We start from the raw sequence: 23,214 nt of genomic DNA, 5'->3' as shown, positions 1-23,214 counted from the left end.
ACGTTATTGAAGTAAGTCCTTGAGTTGATCTAATTTAGCACGAGATAAGGGGAGAGTCTCCTGACTATTTTTTAAAATCAAGGTGTAACTGTTCTTGGAGTAGCTGATCAATTCAGATATTCGTTGGAGATTGACCAAATATGATCGGTGACATCTGAAAAAGCCGAAGTGAACTAACTTCTTTTCGAGTTCTTCCATTGTTAGTGAAGAAGGGAAGTATTCGGAGTTTACCGAGAAATTACTAACACCGTTGATGCTTTCGATGAAGTCGATTTCGTTGGGACTGAAGAAAATTGTTTTATCATCAAGGTGACTGGAGAGCCGGAAAATGTTTTGTGGTTTGAGTGAATCTTGACCAGTTTCTAAGGAAACTTTCTCCAATTTGTGATCGACAGATTGATAAATAGTTGAACTCAGTTGTAAAAGTTCTTCCATAAAGGAAGAGATAACGACCACAGTTGACTTCTGGCGGACGACCTCGAGGGCTTTGAAGTAAAACTTGATGCCGTCATTGGATAAATCACGTAGGGGACTTTCTAAAAATACCAGATCAGGTGCAGTTAGGTAGATTCTAAAGAGATGCAACCGCTCAATTTGATCGATTGTTAAGGCGTCTGTCTTCATAGTCAAATTATCGCCCAGGGAAAAGTCAGGAGCGAGTTGCTTAATGTCTTGGCGATTACTAGTCAAGTGATTGAAGAACTCTAAATAGCTTTTTACAGTCATTTTTTGATAAATACCATCGTTATAACGCTTAATTGAGATATTTTGAGTATTATTTTGAATTGAACCGCTGCTAGGAAGAGTCTTTTCTTCCAATAAACTAAAAAACATATCGGTTTCACTATGCATTAATTTTAAACCGATTTGTTGATGCTCAGCTATGTCTAGTGAAAAATTGGTGAAGACACTTTGATTTTCAACTTGCTTAGTAACATCTTTAAAACTAATTAAACTCATTTTCTACTCCAGAATTACGATTTATTATTACTTCCAATTTTAGCAAAGAATACCTTTGAAAACTTAATTTCGATTACAAAATCCAATTGATTTACAGTAGCGTGACACGAGACTTGATTCTAATTAAATATTAATTTTCTCTAATGTAAAATATTCTTGAAAATGGAATTAATATATTTTTTATTTCCAAAAAATATTCTTTCAAGTAGCATAAGAATAGCCATCACACGACCTATAAAAGCCTTAAATGACAGTAATTGAATCAATCTCATATTATAAATGACGTTTGGCATAAAATTCTAAAATTAGAAAACTAACTGAAAAAACTTATTTTTATTGATTGACATTTCAAAAATTAGATTGTATTATCTAACCAACGATTAACAAAGAGATATTTATTAAACAATTTGATCGGGGGAAGTAATTCAAACTCGTTAGTACAGAAAGCCTCTAATTGCTGAGATGAGGACAACGACTTGAATGAAAATGACCCGTGATTGGTGCGCTGAATCTTCGGATAAAGATGCAATGGTTGGTACCCTTTACAGTACACGCGTATAGAACTTTTGTACGTTGTTAAGGGGATAAGTGTAAATTTATTCCGAATTAGAATGGTACCGCGGAAAGCCGCTTCTAACATTGAACCCAGTGGGTTTAGTTAGAAGTGGCTTTTTTGTTTCTATAGATATTTTTAGTTGATTAAGTATTAGTTAAGGTGGGAGAGAAATATGAGTAAATTTAAGAAGTTTAGCAAGGTTATCTTATTAGCCTTCACAGCATTGTTTATTTTTGTACTAGCTGGTTGTGGTAATCAAAACAGCGGCAAGACAGTTAAGGTTGGTATTAATCCTTCCGATGAAGAAATTTGGAAGGTAGTTAAGAAGAACGTTAAGAGTGAAGGCATTGATCTTCAAATCAAGACTTTCAGTGACTACAATCAACCTAATACAGCTTTGAACCAAGGCGAAGTTGATATCAACGCTTATCAACATACTGATTTTCTAAATTCATGGAACAAAGCACACCACACAGATTTAGTTTCAATTGGTAAAACAGTTATTCAACCAATGGCTCTTTACTCAAAGAAGATCACAAAGCTTAGCGAATTAAAAAACGGCGACAAGATTGCTATTCCAAATGATGCTTCAAATGAAGCTCGTGCATTACAATTACTAGAATATAACGGTATTTTAAAACTAGATGATAGCAAGACATTGCCATCAACAAAAGATATTAAAGAAAACAAATTGAACTTGAAGTTTACAACTGTTGATGCAGCTCAAACAGCTCGTGTCATGGATGATGTTACTGCTTCAATCGTTAATGGTAACGTTGCTAACGATGCTAAGTTGAATCCTAAGAAAGCTGTTGTAACAGAAAAAATCAACAAGAACTCAATTCCTTGGATCAATATCATCGTTGCTCAAAAGAAAGACAAGAACAACAAGACTTACAAGAAGGTTGTTAAAGCTTTCCAAACAAAAGATGTTGAAAAAGCTATCAAGAAAGTTTACGGCGGAAACGAAATTCCAGCCTGGAACGCAAAACTATAATCAGACGTTAAAAATATGAGGAGGTTTTCTAATGTCAAAATTATCAGATCCATTAATTCAGAATTCGATTGAAGATTTAGAGAAATATATCGCACTGCCATCTGTTTCAGCAAAGAATCAATCTATCCCTGAGACAGCCGAATTCCTCAAAAATCTACTACAAGATTTCGGAGCCGATGCTACAGTTTGGGATGAGTTTGAATCCCCTGTTGTCTTTGCAGAAATCAAACCTAAAAAGCCAAGTGATACTACCATCCTGATTTACAATCACTATGATGTACAACCAGCTGAACCACTTGAGCTTTGGAATTCAGATCCTTTCAAATTAAAAGTAACTGATGATAAATTCATCGGACGTGGAGTTTCCGATTGTAAGGCTGACTTAATTAGTCGTATCACAGCTTTGAAGATTTATCGTCAAGAACATGGCGACCTACCTTGCAACATTAAATTCTTAGTTGAAGGACAAGAGGAAGTTGCTAGTCGTCATTTGGAAGATTATTTGAAAAAGTATTCCGACAAGTTATCGGCGGATTTGGTAATTTGGGAATCAGGCTACAAGAACGAAAAAGAACAATTTAATTTCACTGGTGGAAATAAAGGTGTCCTTTGCTTCGAACTTGAAGCCACTTCCGCAAACATTGATCTTCATTCATCATTTGCTGCGGTAGTTGATTCCGCCACTTGGAGATTAGCTCAAGCTTTGAACGCTTTGAGAACTCCAGAAGGAGACATTAAGATTCCTGGTTTCTATGACGATGTTGTAGAACCAACTCAAAAGGAAATTGATTTAGTTAACAAAGCAACTAATCCTGATTTGAAGTCAAAATGGGATTTACAAGTTCCATTGTTGAAGAACAAGTCAGTAAATTATAATTTGACTTTCAATCCTACTATTAATATAGAAGGAATTAGCAGTGGCTGGGAAGGACAAGGTGTTAAAACTGTTACTCCTAAAGCTGCTACAGCCAAATTAGAGTTTCGCTTAGTACCAAATCAAGATCCACATGATTTATTCGATAAATTAACCAAGTATTTGAATGATCAAGGATTTACCGATATTAAAGTTAAGTACTTATTAGGTGAAAAAGGTTATCGTTGGGATTTAGATAGTCCAATCGTTAACAAGTTGATTGATACAGCAAAAGATTTCTTCGGTGGAGAAGACAAAATAGAAGCTTTGCCATCAAGTCCTGGTACTGGTCCAATGAACCTAGTCAACCACTACACAAAAGCTTCAATTGTTTCAACTGGAGTTAGCTATTCAAAAGCTGGCAATCATGCACCAAATGAAAATATTCGGATTCAAGATTACTTAGATTTCATCGATTTCTTTAATCAATTCTTGGGTAAATTAAGGGAGTAGTAAATAAATGGCAGAACAAAATGGGATAATTCAGCTAAAAGATATTGACGTTACTTTCCACAATGAAGGTAAAACAATTGAAGCTGTCAAAGATGTTTCAATTGACGTTCAAAAAGGTGACGTCTTTGGTGTTATTGGTTACTCTGGTGCCGGTAAAAGTACGTTGGTTCGTGTAATTAATTTATTGCAACAACCAACTTCTGGCTCAGTGATCGTTAACAACCAAGATATGCTCAAACTAAGTCAAAAAGATTTACGTAAAGCACGTCGCAATATTGGAATGATTTTCCAACACTTTAATCTAATGAATTCTCTAACAGTTTATGGAAATGTTGATTTTCCATTGAGAGATTCAGGATTGAGCAAAGCAGAACGTAAGAAGAAGATTGATCACTTATTAGATATTGTTGGTTTGAGCGACCGTGCTCACAACTATCCATCACAATTATCTGGTGGTCAAAAACAACGTGTTGCGATTGCCCGTGCTTTAGCTTCAGATCCAGAGATCTTGATTTCTGATGAAGCAACTAGTGCCCTAGATCCAAAGACGACAACCGAAATTTTGAATTTGCTAGGTCGTTTGAATAAGGAACTAGGTATCACAATTGTTATCATCACTCACGAAATGGATGCTATCAAACAAATCTGTAATCGTGTTGCCGTCATGGAAAACGGTCAATTGATCGAAGAAGGTAGCTTGTTGACGATTTTTGGTGAACCAAAGAAGAAGCTTACTAAAGACTTCGTTAATACTTCAACTCATATCGGTTCAGTGCTTGATGAAATTAAAGAAAGTGGCATTGTTGATAAATTATCCGGTCGCTTGATCGAACTTAATTACATTGGCGATTCTACTAATGAACCAATCGTTGTTGAACTTTATAAACGTTTTGAAGTCGAAGCTAATATTTTGTTCAGTAATATTGAAAGATTACAAAATACAACTGTTGGTATCATGCTCTTTGCTTTAACCGGTGAAGATCAAAAGGTTGAAGAAGCTATCAAGTATTTGAATAGCTTGAACGTAAATGTTAAAGAAATTAGTTTAGAGAAAGAAGGCAAATAATTCATGGCAGATTTAGTTAATAAATTTTTACCAAACGTCGTCGCCAATTGGGAAGGTGACAATGGTTTCGTAGTCGCAATTTGGCAAACATTATATATGACTTTTGTCAGTGCCTTATTTGCTGGAATCATCGGAATTATCTTAGGAATTTTACTAGTTGTTACAGCAGAAGATGGTATTACGCCACACAAGGCTTTCTATACTTGCTTAGATAAACTAGTCAATCTATTCAGATCAATTCCTTTCATTATCTTACTAGCTGTTATTGGACCATTTACTAAGTTGATTGTTGGACAAACAATTGGACCTACTGGAGCTTTAGTTCCGTTAGTTGTAGGTACTGCACCATTCTTTGCCAGACAAGTACAATTAGCTTTAGTCGAAGTTGACCCTGGTGTTATCGAAGCCGCTGAAGCAATCGGTTTATCACCAATGAAGATCATCTTCCGAGTTTATTTACGTGAAGGACTTCCAGAGCTTATTCGTTCTGGTACTCTAACAATTATCAGTTTGATTGGTTTGACTGCCATGGCCGGTGCCGTTGGTGGTGGTGGTCTAGGTAACATGGCCATTTCCGTTGGTTATCAACGATTTGAAAATGATGTTACCATCGTATCTATGTTATTCATCCTAGTCCTTGTCTTCGTAATTCAAGGAATTGGTGATTTCGCGGTACGTAAATTAGAACATTAATAACAAAGTGAACGAAAAAGTAGTCTATTTACCATAATTTGCCCAGAAAGTCTCGGTAGCTGTGAAGAGATCAAATTGATAGATGAAAAATGACTCGTGATTGGCATTCCTGAATAATCAAGGAATGATGGCTAGTACCCATTAAAACACTGACATGTGCAATACATGTTGTTGAGAAAAGTAAGTGTGAATTTACTTTTGAAATAGAATGGTACCACGCCAAATAAGCGTTTCTATCTGAGGGATGACCTTTGATAGAAGCGCTTTTTTAGTTGAGAAGGAGAGATATCTATGAAAAAACTTAAGGGATTATTTTTGTTAGTTGTTGCTACATTTAGTTTGTTTCTATTAGCTGCTTGTGGAAATTCACAAGCTTCAAGTAATAATGAAAAGACAGTTAAGATTGGTGTTACTGGTTCCGACAATCGAGTATTAAATGCCGTTGCCAAAAAGGTTAAAAAAGAAGGAATCAATATCAAAATCGTTGAATTTTCCGATTACAATCAACCTAATACCGCTTTACAGCAAGGTGAAATTGATTTGAATGCCTTTCAAACAGTGACCTTCCAAAATGATTGGAACAAAAAACACCACAGCAATATTGTTTCAATCGGTTCAACGGTTATCGCACCAATGGCACTATTTTCTAAGAAAGTAACAAACGTGAACCAAATCAAAGAAGAATCTAAGATTGCCGTTCCAAACGATGCCACTAATGAAGGACGTGCTTTACAACTATTGGAAAGTGCTGGCTTGATTAAATTGGATAACAGCAAAATTCCTAATTTGAAAGATATCACGGAAAATAAATTGAATTTGAAGATTTCAGCCCTTGATGCTGCTCAAACTGCTAAGTCACTCGATGATGTCACAGCCTCAGTTGTTAACAGTGGTGTTGCTAGTGATGCTAAGTTGAATCCTAAGAAAGCAATTTATCGTGAAAAGATCACTGCTAAATCAAAACCTTATGTCAATATTATTTCCGCTAACGCTAAAGATAAGAATAATAAGACTTACAAGAAGATTGTTGAAGCATATCAAACTGAAGATATTGCTAAAGAGATCCAAAAGGATTATAACGGTTATGAAACAGCAGCATGGAATTACAAAGTTTTACAATAGAATAGTTTTTGCTTTAATTGTTTTGCCATAAGAAGGCATTTCTATTAAGCAAGGGGGATGCCTTTTCAAATTTGAGGAGGAAAATCATGCTAAAGAACCGAATTAAGGGAATATTGTTAATATTCATTACCACACTTAGTTTGTTCATTTTAGCTGGTTGTGGGGGCAATCAGTCAAGTAACGAAAAAACCGTTAAGGTTGGAATCTGTGGAGCTAATGATCCGGAATTGGAAAAAGTAGCTCAGATAGTTAAAAAGGAAGGAATCAATATTAAAATCGTTCAATTTTCTGATTACAGTCAACCAAACAAGGCTCTGGCTGATGGCGAAATCGATATGAATGATTTTCAGACGTATACTTTCCAAGCTGATTGGAATAAAAAGCATCATACTAATATTGTTGCCTTAGGTACGACGGTAATTGCACCAATGTCACTCTTTTCTAAGAAAATCACTAAATTGAGTCAACTAAAAAAAGGTGATCAAATCGCAATACCAAATGATGTTACTAATGAAGGTCGAGCCTTACAGTTGTTACAAAGTGCTGGAATAATCGAGTTGGATGATAGTAAGATTCCTAATTTACATGATATTAAAAAGTATAATGTAAAAGTAAAGATTTCATCACTTGATGCTGGACAGACTGCTAAGTCATTAGATGATGTGACGGCCGCCTGTGTCAATAGTGGAGTTGCTAGTGATGCTAAATTAAATCCAAAGAATGCTGTTTATCGCGAAAAAATCACTGCTAAATCTAAGCCTTATGTCAATATTCTTTCTGCAAACGCTAAGGATAAAAACAACCCTACCTTCAAGAAGATTGTGAAGGCATACCATACTAAAGAAGTTGGTGATTTAATCACTAAAGAATTCCATGGTTATGAGAGTCCAGCTTGGACTTATAAAATTTTACAATAGGCAAAAAGGAACTGTTTTTGAAAGCAGTTCCTTTTTTTGTGTTTTTATTCCGATTTTCCTTTAGAATAAAGGTAGTATACAAGAGAGAAATCAGGGATAACATGAAAAATTTAGGGAGTGTCTTAAAAGAGTTACGAAAAGAAAAAGGCTTAACTCAAAAAGAATTAGCTGACGGAATTTGTGCACAATCAATGTTGTCAGCAATCGAAAATGATGTCTATGTACCAAATGCAAATTTATTGATTAATTTGGCTAACCGCCTGGGAGTCGATTTAGGAGAAATTAGTTTAGCTACTAACTTTGCTATTAGTGATAAGGCTGACTTTAACGAAACTATTGATGAACTCTGCAACCAACATCAGTATCAACAAATGCTTGAATTTTTACACAAACCTGAAGTATTGGATAATTTACAAACTGCTAAGCAAATGCAAGCTTATTACTATTATTTAGGTGTGGCTCAGTTGCAGACTAATGCAGTCGATGAGGCAGTAAGATCATTTAAGTTGTCGTTGACAGAAATTAATCATTTACACCTGGATACAATTTCACGCTTGGCATATTTAGCAATGGGTTATATTTATTCATTGAAGAATAAACGTACAGCAGCTGTGGATAATATCGATTTGGCTTTTCGTAATTGGGATGATTACAGTTATGATGAAAATCAAAATATTTTATATTACTTGGCCTCGCTGATTTATTTCAAACTGAATGATTATCAAAACTCAACCGCTTATTTGGTAGATGGAATTACCTTCATTGCCAAACACAATTCTCATTACATGTTAGCTAATTGCTATTTCTTGATGGCTCGACTGGCTCAGGAAGCCCACGATGATGATGAACGTCTTGAAGCCCACCGCCGGAAGGATTTATTTAGCGAATTGTACAATGAACAAATTTTTCAAGACTTCTAAAATATCAGAATACTGATTATTTATTAAGATTATTTTTTCATAGAATAAACTCATCAAATTAAGAGGAGTAAATTTATGAAAAAATATTTTACTAACAGCACTATCACAGGTGCCACTAAAAATGAAGTGGAGTTAGTTTTGTTAAATATTGGACAGATTATGGCTTGGAATCCAGCTATCAGTAGTGTCACGCAAATTGATACTAATACTTTCTCGGTTCATCGCAATCAAGTGGCACTAGTCAATGATGAGATTATTTCTGTGATCAAAGAAAATGGAAAAATTATTTTGCACAGTCACGGGGGAGAACTTGAGTATAAACTTATTTTTGAATTATCCGTCAAGACTCAACAAACGGTAATTACCGAGACGTTATTTGTAGTCGATGATGGGCATTTACCTTTGGTACTATTACGGCCAATTGCTAAAAATGCCTTCAATCATAACTTACAAGCGTTAAGTAAACTATGTGACAAATTTGTAAGTCAATTGTAAGTATTATAAATGTAATTATTTAAGGGAATAGATTAATATATTAAGTAAAGATAAAGGGGGAAGCAAGCATGCATATTCCAATTAAGCGTTCATATAGTGACAAAGTTTTTGCAGGGGTAATTGGTGGATTATCAGAACATTTTCACTGGAATCCAACGATTGCTAGAGTTTTATGGGTAATTGTCAGTTTGACACCATTCCCAGGTATTATCGGTTATTTAGTTCTCTGGATGTTGATGGAAAATCCGGATTAATTCGTTGAGGTGAAAATAATGCATATTTCAGTTAAAAGATCTAAAGACAATCAAGTATTGGGTGGCGTCATTGCTGGTTTTTGTGAGAAGTACGATTGGAATCCAGCTGTTGGTCGAATATTATATGTAGCCTTATCATTGACACCAGTTTTCCCAGGCATCATCGTTTACTTAATTTTGTTGTTAATCATGGAAAAGCCAGAATAAAAAAAGCTTGTTAGATGATAGTAGTTCTTTCTTAACCTTGGTTAGTGGAAGTATTCCGTCTTCCATAGCAAAGAAAATTTGGCTGGAACAATGTGGGCACGACTTGGAGCCTTTGCTAAGACCAAAACCGGGCAAAGTCTTCAAGCTCGACCTTTCACTAGGCAATAAATTGCCAAGAGAAATTTCACATTTGAGCCAATTTTCTTCGCTATTCCAGACTTTATAGTGGTTCTATTTTTAATATCAACAAATCAAAAGCCTCTATTGGGAGTGTATTCTCCAAATAGAGGCTATTTTTGACCTTGAATAATGATAAGAAACGTTATCTAATCGTTAGTGATGGTTTTGTAATGCTCAGATGGCATTTTAAGACTAATTAACGTAAGAAAGAACCTGAATGTCTAACGAGTTTTTTTGTTACAACTTAAAATATGTTTGCAAGGTATTGAGAACACCATCGTGGTTATTGTCAGTTTCCGTGACTAAGTCGGATGCTTGCAATACTTCTGGTTTGGCATTTTTCATAGCAACGCCAAGGCCAACTTCTTGGATCATTTCTAAATCGTTGAGGTTGTCGCCAAACGCCATGATTTCAGTTAGCGGAATACCTTTTAATCTACTCAAACGATTCAAAGCAATACCTTTGTCAATGTTGCTACGCATGATATCGATACTGCCAAAGCCACTGACGGCTGCGTAAACGTCATTTCCATAATGTTTATTTAGAAATTCGATAGCTTGAGTTAAATCGTCGTGTTGCAATTGGATATTGAATTTGAAAAAGGTATCGTCAACTTGGAATAAATCGGGAACAATTTTGAGATTTTTCATGTGATAGAGTGGCAAATCTTTCTTACTTTCAGCGTAAGTAGCTTTTTTACCAGAAATTGATAGTGATTTTAAGTCTAATTCACTGTTTAAAGATTTAATCATGTCGTGAACTAAAGTTTTTGGCATGGGATGTTCGAAGATAGTTTTTCCTGCTTCGACTATTTGAGCACCATTTTCGGCAATGAATAAATCAATGTCAGGAGTCTTTTCAAAGATTCTTCTTAAATGATCGTAGTTATTGCCACTTGCTACAGTAAATAAAATATTCTTTTGATGAAGCTTATCGATATAATCATTCAAACGCTTTACATCATAATTCTTGTCGTCATCGAATAGAGTATCATCGATGTCAGTTGCGACTACTTTTATTTCAGCCAAATTATTTCCTCCTATTTGTCTCGTCAGTAAAAATGATACACGACCGCAATAAAAAAACAACCGACTTATGTAATCGGTTGTAAGTATTAGAGTAGTGGTAAAAACCAGTTAGCCCAGATCCAACTTAATGGCATAATGATGACCATTGCTGGAATCATGTCAGCTATTGGGAACATCTTTAATTTGACCATTCTAAAGCCAGTTGCCAGCATCAAGAAACCACCGCAGGCTTTAAAGTCTAAAATCATATTTGGATTTGTCAGTGGGAAAATAAATCTTGCGAGTAAGAATAAAATATAGAACAAAATAAATTGTGGTATAGCAATGATAGAAACAACATATCCTAAGTTACAAGCAAAGATTGCTGCTGTGAAGAAGTCGAGTACTGACTTAGAAATCAAGATAGTTGTGTCACCAGTCATACCGTTGTCCAAACTTCCGTAAATACCAGTACCACTAGCACAGAAAAGTACGATAACTGTTACTAAAGTGTTGATAAATTCTTCTTGTGACATGTCAGAGTTGTTGTTTGGAAAAAATTTAGAAATTGGTTTTTGCATTTCCATTGCACCCTTGTCAATCCACTTACCCAAGTGCATCCAAAGACCGATACCAGTACCAATAACTAAGGCAAAAATAACAGCAGGCATATATTTCATTGGTGCGATAGAATAAATTCCCATACCCATGGAACAAACACCAAAAATCAACGTGATGTCTTTTTTGAATTGTTCACTAAATTTATCACCCAAGAAGCCACCAAGTAGGCCACCGAATAAAACAGAAGCCGCATTAATAATAACGCCAGTTGGCATAATCGTAATACCCCTTTCAAAAAGTAACTAAATAAAACTTTAAGATTGGTGGACTGAATAAACAATTCAAAAACTATGATATAGTATTCTAAAATGGAATAGGAGGTGTTGGGAATGGATTTGCACAAGCTACAGATTTTTGTAGATTTATCCAAAACGTTAAATTATACTGACACGGCTAATAACTTGTTCACTACGCAGGGAAATATTTCCAAGCAGATTTTAGCACTGGAAAAAGAATTAGATGTGTCACTATTTAAACGTGCTCATCGTAAAATTGAGTTGACTCAACAAGCTGAAATTGTCTTACCTTATGCCAAAGAAATCCTCGCTAAATATAGTGAAATGACGATTAAATTGGCTGATTTTCAAGATGCTAAGAATTTAACAATTGAAATGCACACTATTCCGACAATGCCTAGTTATGTCAGTTTTAATTTGATCACGAAATTTTTGCAGCAACATCCTGAAGTTCACATGCAGCTCAAAGAAGAAGAGAGCTATAACTTAGTAAACTCTTTAAAATCTGGTGTTTGTGAGATTATTTTTGCCCGAATGTTTGATTTCGATGATTCTGATTTGGAATATATTGAAATGGAAGATGACGATTTCGTGGCTGTCTTACCGAAGAATCATCCTTTTGCTAATGAAGAAATTTTAGACTTAAAAAAGTTAAAGAAAGAACGTTTTTTAATATTGGGGCCGTCGACGAATCTTTATGACCTCGTTATTAAATTGTGTCAAATGGCTGGTTTTAAACCTGATATTAGCTATCAAGGTACGCGTGTTGATTTGATCATGCAGATGGTTCAAAATAATATGGGTATTTCTTTAATGATGAAAAAAACAGCACAGAATTTTGATAGTAAAGAATTTTCAATCGTGCCCTTAACGACAAACATTGCTAATAAACTGTGCTTTGTCAGAAAAAAAGGTCAACATTCTAGTGCTAATAATATGTTTTGGAAATATGTCAAAATGCACCTGAAAGATATTGGGGGATAAGGATATTCAAGATTTATCAACGAAAGAAATAATCGACCTGATGGAATCAGGTCTTAATATGAAGTTCTCCAATGAACAAATTGCTATTTTGGAAAATGATTTTACTAAGCCGTTACTAGTTAATGCTTGTGCTGGAGCTGGTAAAACAACGATTTTTATTTTAATGGCTTTGATTGCTATTGCTAAAGGTAACGCCGACCCTGATGAAATTTTAGGAATTACTTTTTCTCATAAATCACGGGTCGATATGGGTGATCGGTACAATAAATTTGTAAACGAATTGAGTGAAACAGGACTGGAATTGGCAGACGGTCATCCCAATTTCACTACTTTTCATGCCTTGTTTTATCAATTATTACGTCAAAATCAGGAATATCAACAAGCACGGGTTTTAACGAGTTATCGTTTGTTCACTAGGGATTTGGGCGATACGATCAAACATCCCAGCACGATGATTACAAAGTCAGAAATGTTGGAACAAATGTTTAATCTTAATGAGTACTTGATCAATCAAGATTTAACTAGTGACGGGATTTTACCTCGAGAAGCTGATGTTTCATTGACGGCAGCTATTGAGAAGATGGCGGGATTTTCTAGACAAAGTCATGATGAAAACTTTTATTCTGATTACGTTGATGTAATGGCAAAATATCGCGAGTTGAAACGCCAAAACGGCTATATCGATTTTAATGATATGAAGATGTTGCTGTTGAAAAGTATGGAAGATCCTAATTACTTACAGTTTTATCAACGCATCATGTCACGTTATAAGATTGCTGTGATTGATGAGTTCCAAGATATCGACAACTTACAGTGGAAAATTATTTCGAAATTGCTCAGCCCCGAAACAATGGAACATCTGATCGTTATTGGAGATGATGACCAAAGTATTTATGCCTTTCGTGGCAGTAATCCAAAATTTATTTTGAACTATAAGAAATTATTGCCTAACGCTCAGAAGAAAAATCTTTCAACTAATTATCGAACTGGCGAGAAGATTCTCCAAAAAGTTATTCCTTTGATTAAAGAAAATCACGTTCGTTTAGATAAAGATTTGCTCTCAGGAAAAACCGGTGTCGGTAATTTTGTACTTTATAGTAGCAAGAAGTCTGGTTTCAGTCGCAAGTCCAAGATGCTCAAACATTTGGTCAAACAAATCAATGATCCTGATATTGATAACGAAGACATTGCCATTTTAGTTCGCTATAATTCTTCACGAATGTTGCTGGCTGATTGGTTAGCTAATAAAGAAATTTACGCTGATATTAACAATGCTAGTGCCATTTTGCAGAATAATTTAATTTATCGAATTATTACTGAATTGATGAAAGCTTTGTGGAAAGATGAGTACAAGTATTTTTCTGAACAGTCGAATCGAATCGGCTTCAGTAAGTACAAGAATCATACCCAAAAAGTTGAAGCTCGTGCTGATGATAAATTTCGTAAATTAAGTAAGTACTTGTTAGCGGCAGAGAGTTACAACGCTGAATTCAATACGCCTTTGAAGAGAACCGATGAAAAAGTTCAAATTTATTTCAACAGTATCAAGCGTTTCAAGAAGAGAATGGAACAGGCCGACAATCAAGAAAGCCAAGAAAAAATCGCTAAGGCTTTGATCAAGGACTTGTTACAAGCGGCTATCAAGTTAACTGACAAATACTTTGATTACATGATTCAAAAGAAATTCATGGCCAAATCTGAAGTCAATGAAATTAAGAATTATCTGGAAGAAGAATTAGAAACATATAGCAATATCGACGACTTCTTCTTTGATGAGGAACAAAAAAAGTCAATTTTATCTAGTCAGGTGGAACGGAACAAGCAAGAACATCACATTCAATTCTTATCTTTGCACCAAGCTAAAGGACTAGAGTTCAAGTATGTTTATTTGTATGGTTTGACGAACAAAGAAGTTGAAAAACCAGGACTATCGATCAATGAATGGTTCCCACCAAATATGACTTTTGAACAATTTACGAAAAAATGGAGTCTAGTTTATAACAAGAGTTATGAATATTTGGGGACGGCTCTGGGGGCAACGAGAATTGATGATTACCAAGACTTTTGGAAGAATAACGCCTTTAATCCAATCAATTTGAAAGCAACATTGAATAAAAAGAAAGAAACAATCATGTTTCACAATTTTTATCAAGAAGTTAAAAACTACTCAGAATTCATTGAAGAAGAAAGACGGTTGTTGTATGTTGGAGTTACTCGAGCACAAGAGGAGTTGTGTATGAGGATAGCACCAGATTCCAATCCGTTGTTGTTTGAATTAAATTTGCCAAAGAAAAAGAAAAAAGTGAATGGGGTAAAAAATGAAAATACGTCGCACAATTGAGGTAGTGCCTAGTTTTGTTTTAATTGCGATTTTTATTTACAGTCTATATCTGAAGGCTGTCGGTGGAAGTTGGGTCAATTTGTTCGTTATCGGAATAACTGGGTTGAGTGCTTATATTCCAATAGCGGTGTTTATTGAAGCCATCGCCAATTCATTTCGGAATGTTCGACCAGTTCCGTTGCGAGATAAACTTTTTTACGGATATATGATAATAATTTGGGTGATTGCATTAGTAGTTGCGATTGGCTCGATGGGACAAGCTTAGTGATGAGAAATCGTCATTAGGCTTTTTTTATTTTTCAATGCATTCCATTATGGAATACATACTGTGTCAACTTGAATTGTTCCTCCAATATCCAGAACCTATAATTATCATGTTAAGAAAAAGAGGAGGCAATTGTATGTCAAAACAACCATATGATTTAAGAAGAGTTATTGAAGAACTCAAACAACAACCTGGTCAATATCATGAAACTGATGTTGAAGTCGATCCTGATGCTGAATTATCAGGAGTTTACCGTTATATCGGTGCCGGTGGAACAGTTAAGCGTCCAACACAAGAAGGACCTGCGATGATGTTCAACAATGTGAAAGGATTTCCGAATACACGTGTTTTGATTGGTGCAATGGCCAGTCGTAAACGTGACGGAATGATTTTGCACCATGATTACAAGACTCTAGGACGTTTGTTGAAAGATTCAGTCGAACATCCTGTAGCTCCAGAAATGGTGGATTCTGACAAAGCTCCAGTTCAAGAGGTAGTTCACAAGGCAACTGATAAGGATTTTGATATTAGAAAGATTTTGCCAGCTCCAACTAATACTGAATATGATGCTGGTCCTTATATCACAATGGGTCTAGTGCTAGGTTCAGATCCGGACAAAACTATGACAGACGTGACAATTCACCGCATGGTTTTGGAAGATAAAGATACTATTGGAATGTATATCATGCCCGGTGGTCGTCACATTGGTCATTTCCAAAAACAATTTGAGAAATTAGACAAACCAATGCCAATTACAATTAATATTGGTTTGGACCCTGCGATTACTATTGGTGCAACTTTTGAGCCACCTACAACACCACTTGGCTATGATGAATTGAACATTGCCGGTGCTTTGCGTAATCAAGCTGTGCAATTGGTCAACGCTACTTCAGTTGATGAAAAAGCGATTGCTCGTGCTGAATACGTCGTTGAGGCCGAAATCATGCCAAATCAAACAATGCAAGAAGATATCAATACTAATACTGGTAAAGCTATGCCAGAATTTCCCGGTTACAATGGTGATGCTAATCCAGCCGTTAATGTGGTCAAAGTCAAAGCTATTACTCACAGAAAAGACAATCCAATTATGCAAACAACGATTGGTCCTAGTGAAGAACACGTTTCAATGGCCGGTATTCCGACTGAAGCAAGTATCCTCGAATTAGTTGATAAAGCAATTCCAGGAAAAGTCGTTAATGTTTACAATCCTCCAGCAGGTGGTGGTAAGTTGATGACTATCATGCAAATCCACAAGGATAACGAAGCAGACGAAGGTATTCAAAGACAAGCCGCTATTTTAGCTTTGTCAGCTTTCAAAGAATTAAAGACCGTCTTTTTAGTAGATGAAGATGTTGATATTTTTGACATGAACGACGTTGTTTGGACAATGAATACCCGTTTCCAAGGGGACAAAGATATCATGGTTCTACCGGGAATGCGTAATCATCCACTTGATCCTTCAGAAAGGCCAGAATATGATCCTAAGTCGATTCGTTTTCGTGGGATGAGTTCCAAGACTATCATCGATGGAACAGTTCCATTTGACATGAAAGACCAATTCATCAGAGCTTCGTTTAAAGAAGTGAAAGACTGGCAGAAATATTTAGATTGGGGAAGTGTTGAAATGGCACGTAAGAGAAAAATTGTCATCGGAATTACCGGTGCTTCAGGAACGATTTATGCAATTGATTTGATGAAGAAACTAAGTCAGATTGAAAATGTGGAGACGCATGTCGTTATGAGTGCTTGGGCTAAAAAGAATTTGCAGCTAGAAACTGACATGTCTCTAGCAGATATTAAGCAGTTGGCAGATTATTTTTATAGCGACAGCGACTTAGGTGCAACCATTGCCAGTGGTTCATTTTTGACTGATGGGATGGTAATCGTACCCGCAAGTATGAAGACCGTTGCTAGTATTGCTGTTGGTATCGGTGATAATTTAATCTCTCGTGCTGCTGACGTTACGTTAAAAGAACAGCGTAAATTGATTATTGTTCCCAGAGAAACGCCGTTGAATACGATCCATTTGGAAAATATGACTAAATTATCTAAGATGGGCGTGCAAATGATTCCCCCTATTCCAGCTTTTTATAACCATCCCCAAACCATTCAAGATTTAGTTGATCATCAAACAATGAAGGAATTAGATGCTTTAGGAATCGAAAACGATTCTGACGGTCGTTGGGAGGGAATTTAATGAAGTTTTCAGTCACACAAGAAAATTACACGATGAATTTGGAAGTTTTTGTAATTGGTAAAGACTTGTTCGTAACGATAACTGGCGGCGATACACCTCACATTGGAACAGTGACTACTTTGACGAAGAAGACTGATATTCAAACGATTCGTTATCCGAGCCATGATGGTAGATTTCATAAAGACGACGTTTTAGCCGTTCGAGTTGCTAAAATAATTCAGTCGGATTTACCAGGTAGCTGTACGATTACGGCTGGTGTTCACGTTAATCACATTTCTAGAAAGCAAATTGCCGTTTCATCTCAAATGGCAAAAAAACTCGGAGAAGATTTGAAAAATTGGTTACAAGAAACTGATTTTGATGCTCCAGAACCAATTTATTATTCCGATTCAGAAAATCCGCAATAGAAAAAGACTTAGAAGATCATAACTGATTTTCTAAGTCTTTTTTGTTGGGGGTGTAAAAATGTTAGGGTGAGATTATTGTTGTAAATAGAAGTCCCAGAATTTCTTAGCGACGTCGACTTTTGACATCAAAGGCCAAGTTTCTGGAGTATGATTTTTCTGTAAAAGGGTCATTTTGTTAGTATCGACACCGAATCCAGCACCAGCTTGAGCAACATTGTTGGCTAAGATGACGTCAGCATTTTTACTATTGAGCTTCTTCTCGGCGTTATCCAAAAGATTTTGTGTTTCGGCAGCAAAGCCAACGACGAATTGGTTAGTTTTTGTAGCAGCGATAGTTTTTAGGATATCAGGATTCTTGGTTAATTTGATAGTGAAGATATCTTCATTGGGGTTTTTCTTGATCTTTTGATCAGCAACCGTCATCGGTTTGAAGTCAGCGACCGCGGCAGCCATAACTAATACGTCAGCTTGGGGAAATTCTTGTCGTAAAGCTGCCATTAATTCGTCTGCTGTTTGAATTTCTATTTTATTGACACCAGATAACTCGGTTTTAACACTAGTAATCAAAGTAACGTCAGCACCTAAATCACGGGCAACTTGCGCCATAGCGATACCCATTTTGCCAGAGGAACGATTGCCGATATATCTGACTGGATCGATGGCTTCTTTAGTACCACCGGCAGTGACGATAATTTTTTTACCTTTTAGTTTAGGTTCAATAAAGAACTCTTCGATAGAAGTCATGATTTGGTCTAATTCAGGTAGACGACCTTTGCCAGTCATCCCTTCGGCTAAAAAGCCAGTTGCTGGTTGAACAACTTTGACATTATTAGCTTGCAAGAATTGAAGATTTCTTTGGACAGCAGGGTTTTCTAGCATATCAGTGTTCATTGCTGGGAAAACCAGTTTAGGAGCTTTAGTAGCTAGTAAACTAGTTGATGCAATATCATCAGCGATACCGTTAGCCATTTTCCCGATAATATTGGCAGTAGCTGGAACAACAATTGCTAAATCAGTCCACAAAGCCAATTTGATGTGGGGAATAAAGTCGTCGTTACTAGTTTGGGCTGTAAAATTATCAGTAATGACGGGTCGTTGGCTCAAAGTAGCAAAGGTCAACGGTGTGACAAATTGTTGAGCCTCCTTAGTCATAATGACTTGTACGTTAGAATGTTGTTTGATCAATGCTCTAACAACATTGAGCGTTTTGTATGCAGCAATGCCACCACTGACATAGACTGCAATGTTTTTACCCTTTAACATTTTTCACCTCGTATAACTTTTTTCTACTATTATTATACAATTTTTGGATATACTATTAGCTAGTATATGGAGGAAAACATGAGTATTTATACAGCAGACATAATTTTGTTTTTATTGTTGGTTTCGATTTTGAATAATCCGCTTTTGAATATCTTTTTGGCATTGGGATGGAATTTTTTGTTCAGCGAAGTTTTGATTGGGGTTATTTTGTTAGCTATTGTGGTTGTCGTGCATAAGTTTTTGTTTAGTAAGTTTCTTAAATAAGGTAGTTTGGGTTTAGTTAAATATGCCGTCGTCCGCAAAAGCCCTGTGATTGGCTGGAACGCTGCCGGCACTATTTTGAGCTTTTGCATGGCCCCAAAGACGCAAAATCTCAAAACTAGGCCTTCTTGTAAGTGCTAAAGCACTAACAAGAAATCTGGCGGCTGAGCCATCACAGGGCTTTTGCTCCCGACTAAATTTCAACTTCTATTTAGATAGAATTAAACACATACTTTTTAAATAACAATTCTATTTATTTTTTACAACGCATATAAAAAGAAGATACTACTAGAACCACAGCAATTTACTGCAATTCTAATAATATCTTCTATTAATTTTCTGAAGTAATTTATATAAAGATAGAAATCACTATCTAGTCGGGAGTGAGGTTCTGGAAAATGCTCAGCCATGAAATTTCTCTTGGCAATTTATTGCCTAGTGAAAGGTCGAGCTTGAAGACTTTGCCCGGGTTTGGTCTTAGCAAAGGCTCCAAGTCGTGCCCATGGCGTTCCAGCAATTTTCCAGGGCCGAACGGACGACGGCATCATAACACACAATTCAAAATACTTTTTGGAATTTCGACCTTTAGTACATAAAAGTGTAAAATTAAGTTAATAAAATTTCCACCAGAGAAGAGGTTTTGAGATGGAAAATATTTCTCAACGAGAGCTTGAAAATCAAGAGTTAGCTAAAGATGCTGCTCAAGAGGCTATCGTTTTATTACAAAATAAAAATCAAACTTTACCATTAAAAAATAAAACAGTTGCTCTATATGGACACGGTGCTTTTGCCACTGTAAAGGGTGGAACTGGTTCAGGTGACGTTAACCAAAGAAGTGTCGTTAGTATTTTGCAAGGTTTAGAAAATGCTGGTTTTACAGTTACGACTAAGTCTTGGTTGATGCGATTGCAACGTTTCTATCAGCAACAAAAGCATGAGCACGATGAAAAATTAAAGGATGACCCGATGGCAATTTTGGCACCAGGGTTCACTTTTAAAGACCCAGAGATAGCTGAATTTGAGGATGCAGCAACGGGGATTTATGTGATTTCTCGTGTATCTGGTGAAAATTATGACCGCCGCAATCGTAAAGGTGACTTTAAGTTAACCGATAATGAGTTATCAAATATCATCCAAATGAGTCAATTTTATTCTAATAGTATCGTCCTATTAAACGTTGGCGGTGTTATGGATACTAGTTTCATCGATCAATGTCCAATGCTTGATAGTGTCGTTTTGGTTTCTCAATTGGGGATGACGGCTGGTGATGCTGTGGCAGAAATTCTCGATGGCACCAAAACACCTTCTGGTAAATTGACCGATACTTGGGCTTATAACTATGAAGATTATCCTAGTTCCGAAAATTTTGGGATGTCTAATCCGGAATATGTTGAAGGAATTTATGTCGGATATCGTTATTTTGACAGTTTTCAAATTAAACCACGTTTTGAATTCGGTTTTGGTCAAAGTTATGCGAAGTTTTTCTTAAAGACGCAAAAGGTCAATGTTAATGAAGATCGGATTCGTCTACAAGTTGCGGTTGAAAATAGCAGTGAGAAATTTTCTGGTCAAGAGACGGTACAAGTCTATGTATCAAAGCCTCAGTCCGATATTCCGACACCTTATCAAGACTTGGTAGCTTATCAAAAGACGACCTCACTACGTCCAAATGCTCGTCAAACTTTGGAATTTACTGTTCCAATGTCTGATTTGAGCATCTTTGACAGTGAATTGGGCGCTTACGTTTTGATGCCGGGAACTTATTACTTGCGAGTGGGTAATAGTTCGAAAAACACACAAGTAGTCGCAACTTTCAAATTGGATGAGAAGGTTATCTTAAAAAAAGTTGATAATTTGTTAGTACCAAGAATTGATCCAACTACTTTGACAGCTAATAAAGTATCTTTGAAAAATGTCAGTGGAGTACCTTTCTTCTTATTAAAAGCCACTAATTTCCCAGAGACAAAGTTTGCTCATTACCAAGAAAAGAATGACGTGACAACTTTTGTTGAAAAACGTGAAGACTTACCAGGTAAAGGCTTGAATCAAATCATTGAACACGTTCGCAATGCAGCGGGCAAAACTTTAGACGATGTAAGTAATGGCGATGTCGAGTTAGCAGAATTCGTTGCTAGTTTAACTGATCAAGAATTAGTCGATTTAGTTGAAGGCCAAATGTCAGCTAACAAAAATGGCGTCGTTGGTATTTCTTCAGATTTAGTTCCGGGAGCTGCCGGGCAAACTGGAACAATTAAGAATAAACGGATTCCAGCAATTGTTATGGCCGACGGACCTGCGGGAGTTAGAGTTGAGCCAGTTTATAAACGAAACGACCAGGTAATTGAGCATTTTGCGACAGCTTGGCCAATTGGAACAGCTTTAGCACAAACTTGGAATAAAGATTTGATTGAAAAAGTTGGTTTTGCCGTTGGAACTGAATTAAAAGAATTTGGAGTTGATCTGTGGTTAGCTCCAGGTATGAATATTCATCGTGATCCACTCGGTGGACGCAATTTTGAATATTTCTCAGAAGATCCTTATTTGTCAGGAACAATGGCTGCTTTTGAAACAAAAGGTGTCCAAACGCATCATGGAATCGGCGTGACGATTAAGCATTTCTTCGGTAACAATCAAGAAAGTCATCGAAATTATGGCAACAGTGTTATTGGCGAACAAGCTCTACGTCAGATTTATTTACGTAATTTTGAGATTGCTATCAAGACTTGTGCACCAGTTTCTATCATGACTTCTTACAATCGCGTCAACGGCATTTTTTCTGGTAGTAACTTTGAATTACTAACGAATGTTTTACGTGATGAATGGCATTTCGAGGGCTTAGTTATGACCGATTGGTTCAGTTCAGCTGATCCTAAACAAAGCATGCACGCTGGAAATGACTTGATCATGCCGGGAAGTTCAAAATCAGAGTTGATGAGTGCGGTGACTGACTTTGGACCGGAATTTGATGAGCAAGGTAATTTGTTAATCAAACATGGTTATGATTTCTTGAAGAAACGTAGCACGGAAACTGAGATGTGGAATGATTTCATCGTTGATAACGAAGGAGACGTGCTCGTTAAACTCAGAATTGGCGATGATTCAAACTTAAAAGATCGACTCAAAGATTGGGTTTATGACGGCGTGGCCCAAATTACTGATAAAAATCATGTTTTACTTTCTGGTAAGTGGAAAGACAATAATGATTTGTACTTAGGAGATTTACAAAAATCTGCCATCAATGTTTTGAGAGCAGTTTTGAAATTAAAATTTTAGATGAAAAAAAAGCGGACCAATTCGATTAGGAATTGATTCACTTTTTGTGTTAATTAATATCTGTTTAATAATTCAACGTAAGCATCAACGATACTTTGTAAGAAACCAACTGTACCTTCAGCAACGTTGCCGTCTTCATCAAGAATGTTTGTAACATTTCCGATGTAAGCTTCTGGTTGTTGCAATGTTGGCATGTTCAAGAATACTAATGATTGACGTAGAGCATGGTTAGCACCGAAACCACTAATAGCACCAGGTGAAACACTGATTACAGCAGCAGGCTTCTTGTCCCAAGCACTTTGACCATAAGGACGAGAACCAACATCAATAGCGTTCTTCAAGCCACCAGGAATTGAACGGTTGTATTCAGGTGTGACGAATAAAACACCAGCAGCTTCTTTGATTTGGTCTCTGAATGCAGTATATTCTGCAGGAACGTTTTCAGGTGTATCAATATCTTCGTTATAAAGTGGTAGGTTACCAATTTCAACAAATTCTGGTTCGTAGTCGCTAGGGAATAACTTCATAACATTCTTAGCAATTTGTTTTGAGAATGATCCTTTACGTAAACTACCAACTACAACAGCAATTTTTTTTGACATATAAAACTCCTCCATATCCTTCG

The 23,214-nt window shown here is 36.3% G+C and carries 22 protein-coding genes, 1 pseudogene and 1 other annotated feature; of the genes and pseudogenes, 18 read left to right on the top strand and 5 right to left on the bottom strand.

The window, feature by feature from the left end; all coding sequences use genetic code 11:
- Positions 1 to 3: 3 nt before the first annotated feature.
- Positions 4 to 960 carry a LytTR family transcriptional regulator DNA-binding domain-containing protein gene (locus LF20184_RS08980; RefSeq protein ID WP_010020381.1) on the bottom strand — a complete coding sequence of 319 codons (957 nt, stop codon included), beginning with the start codon at positions 958 to 960 and terminating at the stop codon, positions 4 to 6.
- Positions 961 to 1,688: 728 nt separating this feature from the next.
- Between LF20184_RS08980 and LF20184_RS08975 the strand changes: the two genes are divergently transcribed.
- From LF20184_RS08975 to LF20184_RS08930, 10 genes are all read left to right on the top strand, one after another.
- A complete protein-coding gene (locus LF20184_RS08975) occupies positions 1,689 to 2,513 on the top strand; it encodes a MetQ/NlpA family ABC transporter substrate-binding protein (protein ID WP_010020380.1) in 825 nt (274 codons plus the stop codon).
- A 31-nt stretch (positions 2,514 to 2,544) separates the two neighbouring features.
- Positions 2,545 to 3,879 carry a M20/M25/M40 family metallo-hydrolase gene (locus LF20184_RS08970; protein WP_010020379.1) on the top strand — a complete coding sequence of 445 codons (1,335 nt, stop codon included), beginning with the start codon at positions 2,545 to 2,547 and terminating at the stop codon, positions 3,877 to 3,879.
- A gap of 7 nt (positions 3,880 to 3,886) precedes the next feature.
- Positions 3,887 to 4,945 carry a methionine ABC transporter ATP-binding protein gene (locus LF20184_RS08965; protein ID WP_010020378.1) on the top strand — a complete coding sequence of 353 codons (1,059 nt, stop codon included), beginning with the start codon at positions 3,887 to 3,889 and terminating at the stop codon, positions 4,943 to 4,945.
- A gap of 3 nt (positions 4,946 to 4,948) precedes the next feature.
- Positions 4,949 to 5,638, top strand: coding sequence for a methionine ABC transporter permease (locus tag LF20184_RS08960; protein ID WP_010020377.1), 690 nt, complete (start codon positions 4,949 to 4,951; stop codon positions 5,636 to 5,638).
- Positions 5,637 to 5,876 (top strand) — a binding site (T-box leader). (Overlaps the previous gene by 2 nt.)
- 53 nt (positions 5,877 to 5,929) lie before the next feature.
- On the top strand, positions 5,930 to 6,760 hold the full coding sequence (locus LF20184_RS08955) for a MetQ/NlpA family ABC transporter substrate-binding protein (RefSeq protein WP_010020376.1): 831 nt from the start codon (positions 5,930 to 5,932) through the stop codon (positions 6,758 to 6,760).
- 86 nt (positions 6,761 to 6,846) lie between these two features.
- Positions 6,847 to 7,677: a MetQ/NlpA family ABC transporter substrate-binding protein gene (locus LF20184_RS08950; protein WP_010020373.1), complete on the top strand. Its 831-nt coding sequence runs from the start codon at positions 6,847 to 6,849 to the stop codon at positions 7,675 to 7,677.
- A gap of 101 nt (positions 7,678 to 7,778) precedes the next feature.
- Positions 7,779 to 8,597, top strand: coding sequence for a helix-turn-helix domain-containing protein (locus tag LF20184_RS08945; protein ID WP_010020372.1), 819 nt, complete (start codon positions 7,779 to 7,781; stop codon positions 8,595 to 8,597).
- Positions 8,598 to 8,672: 75 nt separating this feature from the next.
- On the top strand, positions 8,673 to 9,092 hold the full coding sequence (locus tag LF20184_RS08940) for a hypothetical protein (RefSeq protein ID WP_010020371.1): 420 nt from the start codon (positions 8,673 to 8,675) through the stop codon (positions 9,090 to 9,092).
- Between the two features lie 68 nt (positions 9,093 to 9,160).
- Entirely contained in the window at positions 9,161 to 9,346 is a 186-nt protein-coding gene (locus tag LF20184_RS08935) for a PspC domain-containing protein (protein WP_010020370.1), read from the top strand.
- Positions 9,347 to 9,364: 18 nt separating this feature from the next.
- Entirely contained in the window at positions 9,365 to 9,553 is a 189-nt protein-coding gene (locus tag LF20184_RS08930; protein ID WP_010020369.1) for a PspC domain-containing protein, read from the top strand.
- Between the two features lie 417 nt (positions 9,554 to 9,970).
- On the opposite strand, the gene LF20184_RS08920 is transcribed toward LF20184_RS08930, so the two are convergent.
- Together LF20184_RS08920 and LF20184_RS08915 are read right to left on the bottom strand one after the other, a co-directional pair.
- Entirely contained in the window at positions 9,971 to 10,762 is a 792-nt protein-coding gene (locus LF20184_RS08920) for a Cof-type HAD-IIB family hydrolase (RefSeq protein WP_056945201.1), read from the bottom strand.
- Between the two features lie 86 nt (positions 10,763 to 10,848).
- The gene (locus LF20184_RS08915; RefSeq protein ID WP_010020366.1) at positions 10,849 to 11,577 is read right to left on the bottom strand and encodes a DUF554 domain-containing protein; all 729 of its coding nucleotides are present in this window, start codon (positions 11,575 to 11,577) and stop codon (positions 10,849 to 10,851) included.
- A 114-nt stretch (positions 11,578 to 11,691) separates the two neighbouring features.
- Between LF20184_RS08915 and LF20184_RS08910 the strand changes: the two genes are divergently transcribed.
- The 6 genes and pseudogenes from LF20184_RS08910 (at position 11,692) to lpdD (ending at position 17,792) form a co-directional block, all read left to right on the top strand.
- Entirely contained in the window at positions 11,692 to 12,582 is an 891-nt protein-coding gene (locus LF20184_RS08910; protein ID WP_010020364.1) for a LysR family transcriptional regulator, read from the top strand.
- Positions 12,572 to 14,923, top strand: a complete 2,352-nt coding sequence (locus LF20184_RS08905; RefSeq protein WP_050783084.1) for a UvrD-helicase domain-containing protein — start codon at positions 12,572 to 12,574, stop codon at positions 14,921 to 14,923. Before LF20184_RS08910 ends, LF20184_RS08905 begins: the two co-directional genes overlap by 11 nt.
- A complete protein-coding gene (locus tag LF20184_RS08900) occupies positions 14,901 to 15,188 on the top strand; it encodes a LasU family protein (protein ID WP_010020360.1) in 288 nt (95 codons plus the stop codon). The genes LF20184_RS08905 and LF20184_RS08900 overlap by 23 nt, the downstream gene beginning before the upstream one ends.
- 136 nt (positions 15,189 to 15,324) lie before the next feature.
- Positions 15,325 to 16,794: pseudogene (locus tag LF20184_RS08895) on the top strand (UbiD family decarboxylase); the annotation flags it as partial.
- Between the two features lie 18 nt (positions 16,795 to 16,812).
- Positions 16,813 to 17,385, top strand: a complete 573-nt coding sequence (locus LF20184_RS12865; RefSeq protein ID WP_169308711.1) for a UbiX family flavin prenyltransferase — start codon at positions 16,813 to 16,815, stop codon at positions 17,383 to 17,385.
- Positions 17,385 to 17,792, top strand: coding sequence for a prenylated flavin chaperone LpdD (gene lpdD, locus LF20184_RS08890; protein ID WP_010020358.1), 408 nt, complete (start codon positions 17,385 to 17,387; stop codon positions 17,790 to 17,792). Before LF20184_RS12865 ends, lpdD begins: the two co-directional genes overlap by 1 nt.
- A gap of 72 nt (positions 17,793 to 17,864) precedes the next feature.
- On the opposite strand, the gene coaBC is transcribed toward lpdD, so the two are convergent.
- The gene (gene coaBC / locus LF20184_RS08885; protein WP_010020357.1) at positions 17,865 to 19,055 is read right to left on the bottom strand and encodes a bifunctional phosphopantothenoylcysteine decarboxylase/phosphopantothenate--cysteine ligase CoaBC; all 1,191 of its coding nucleotides are present in this window, start codon (positions 19,053 to 19,055) and stop codon (positions 17,865 to 17,867) included.
- 78 nt (positions 19,056 to 19,133) lie between these two features.
- Between coaBC and LF20184_RS12775 the strand changes: the two genes are divergently transcribed.
- Together LF20184_RS12775 and LF20184_RS08880 are read left to right on the top strand one after the other, a co-directional pair.
- Positions 19,134 to 19,319, top strand: coding sequence for a hypothetical protein (locus tag LF20184_RS12775; RefSeq protein WP_010020353.1), 186 nt, complete (start codon positions 19,134 to 19,136; stop codon positions 19,317 to 19,319).
- Between the two features lie 642 nt (positions 19,320 to 19,961).
- Positions 19,962 to 22,589, top strand: coding sequence for a glycoside hydrolase family 3 protein (locus LF20184_RS08880; RefSeq protein ID WP_010020352.1), 2,628 nt, complete (start codon positions 19,962 to 19,964; stop codon positions 22,587 to 22,589).
- 53 nt (positions 22,590 to 22,642) lie between these two features.
- On the opposite strand, the gene LF20184_RS08875 is transcribed toward LF20184_RS08880, so the two are convergent.
- The gene (locus LF20184_RS08875; RefSeq protein ID WP_010020350.1) at positions 22,643 to 23,191 is read right to left on the bottom strand and encodes an NADPH-dependent FMN reductase; all 549 of its coding nucleotides are present in this window, start codon (positions 23,189 to 23,191) and stop codon (positions 22,643 to 22,645) included.
- Between the last annotated feature and the right edge of the window lie 23 nt (positions 23,192 to 23,214).

It is taken from the genome of Companilactobacillus farciminis KCTC 3681 = DSM 20184 (genome assembly GCF_002706745.1).
In the GTDB taxonomy this organism is placed as follows: Bacteria; Bacillota; Bacilli; order Lactobacillales; family Lactobacillaceae; genus Companilactobacillus; species Companilactobacillus farciminis.
Note: the sequence above shows the minus strand (reverse complement) of the source record. Positions and strands in the feature narration are given on the sequence as shown.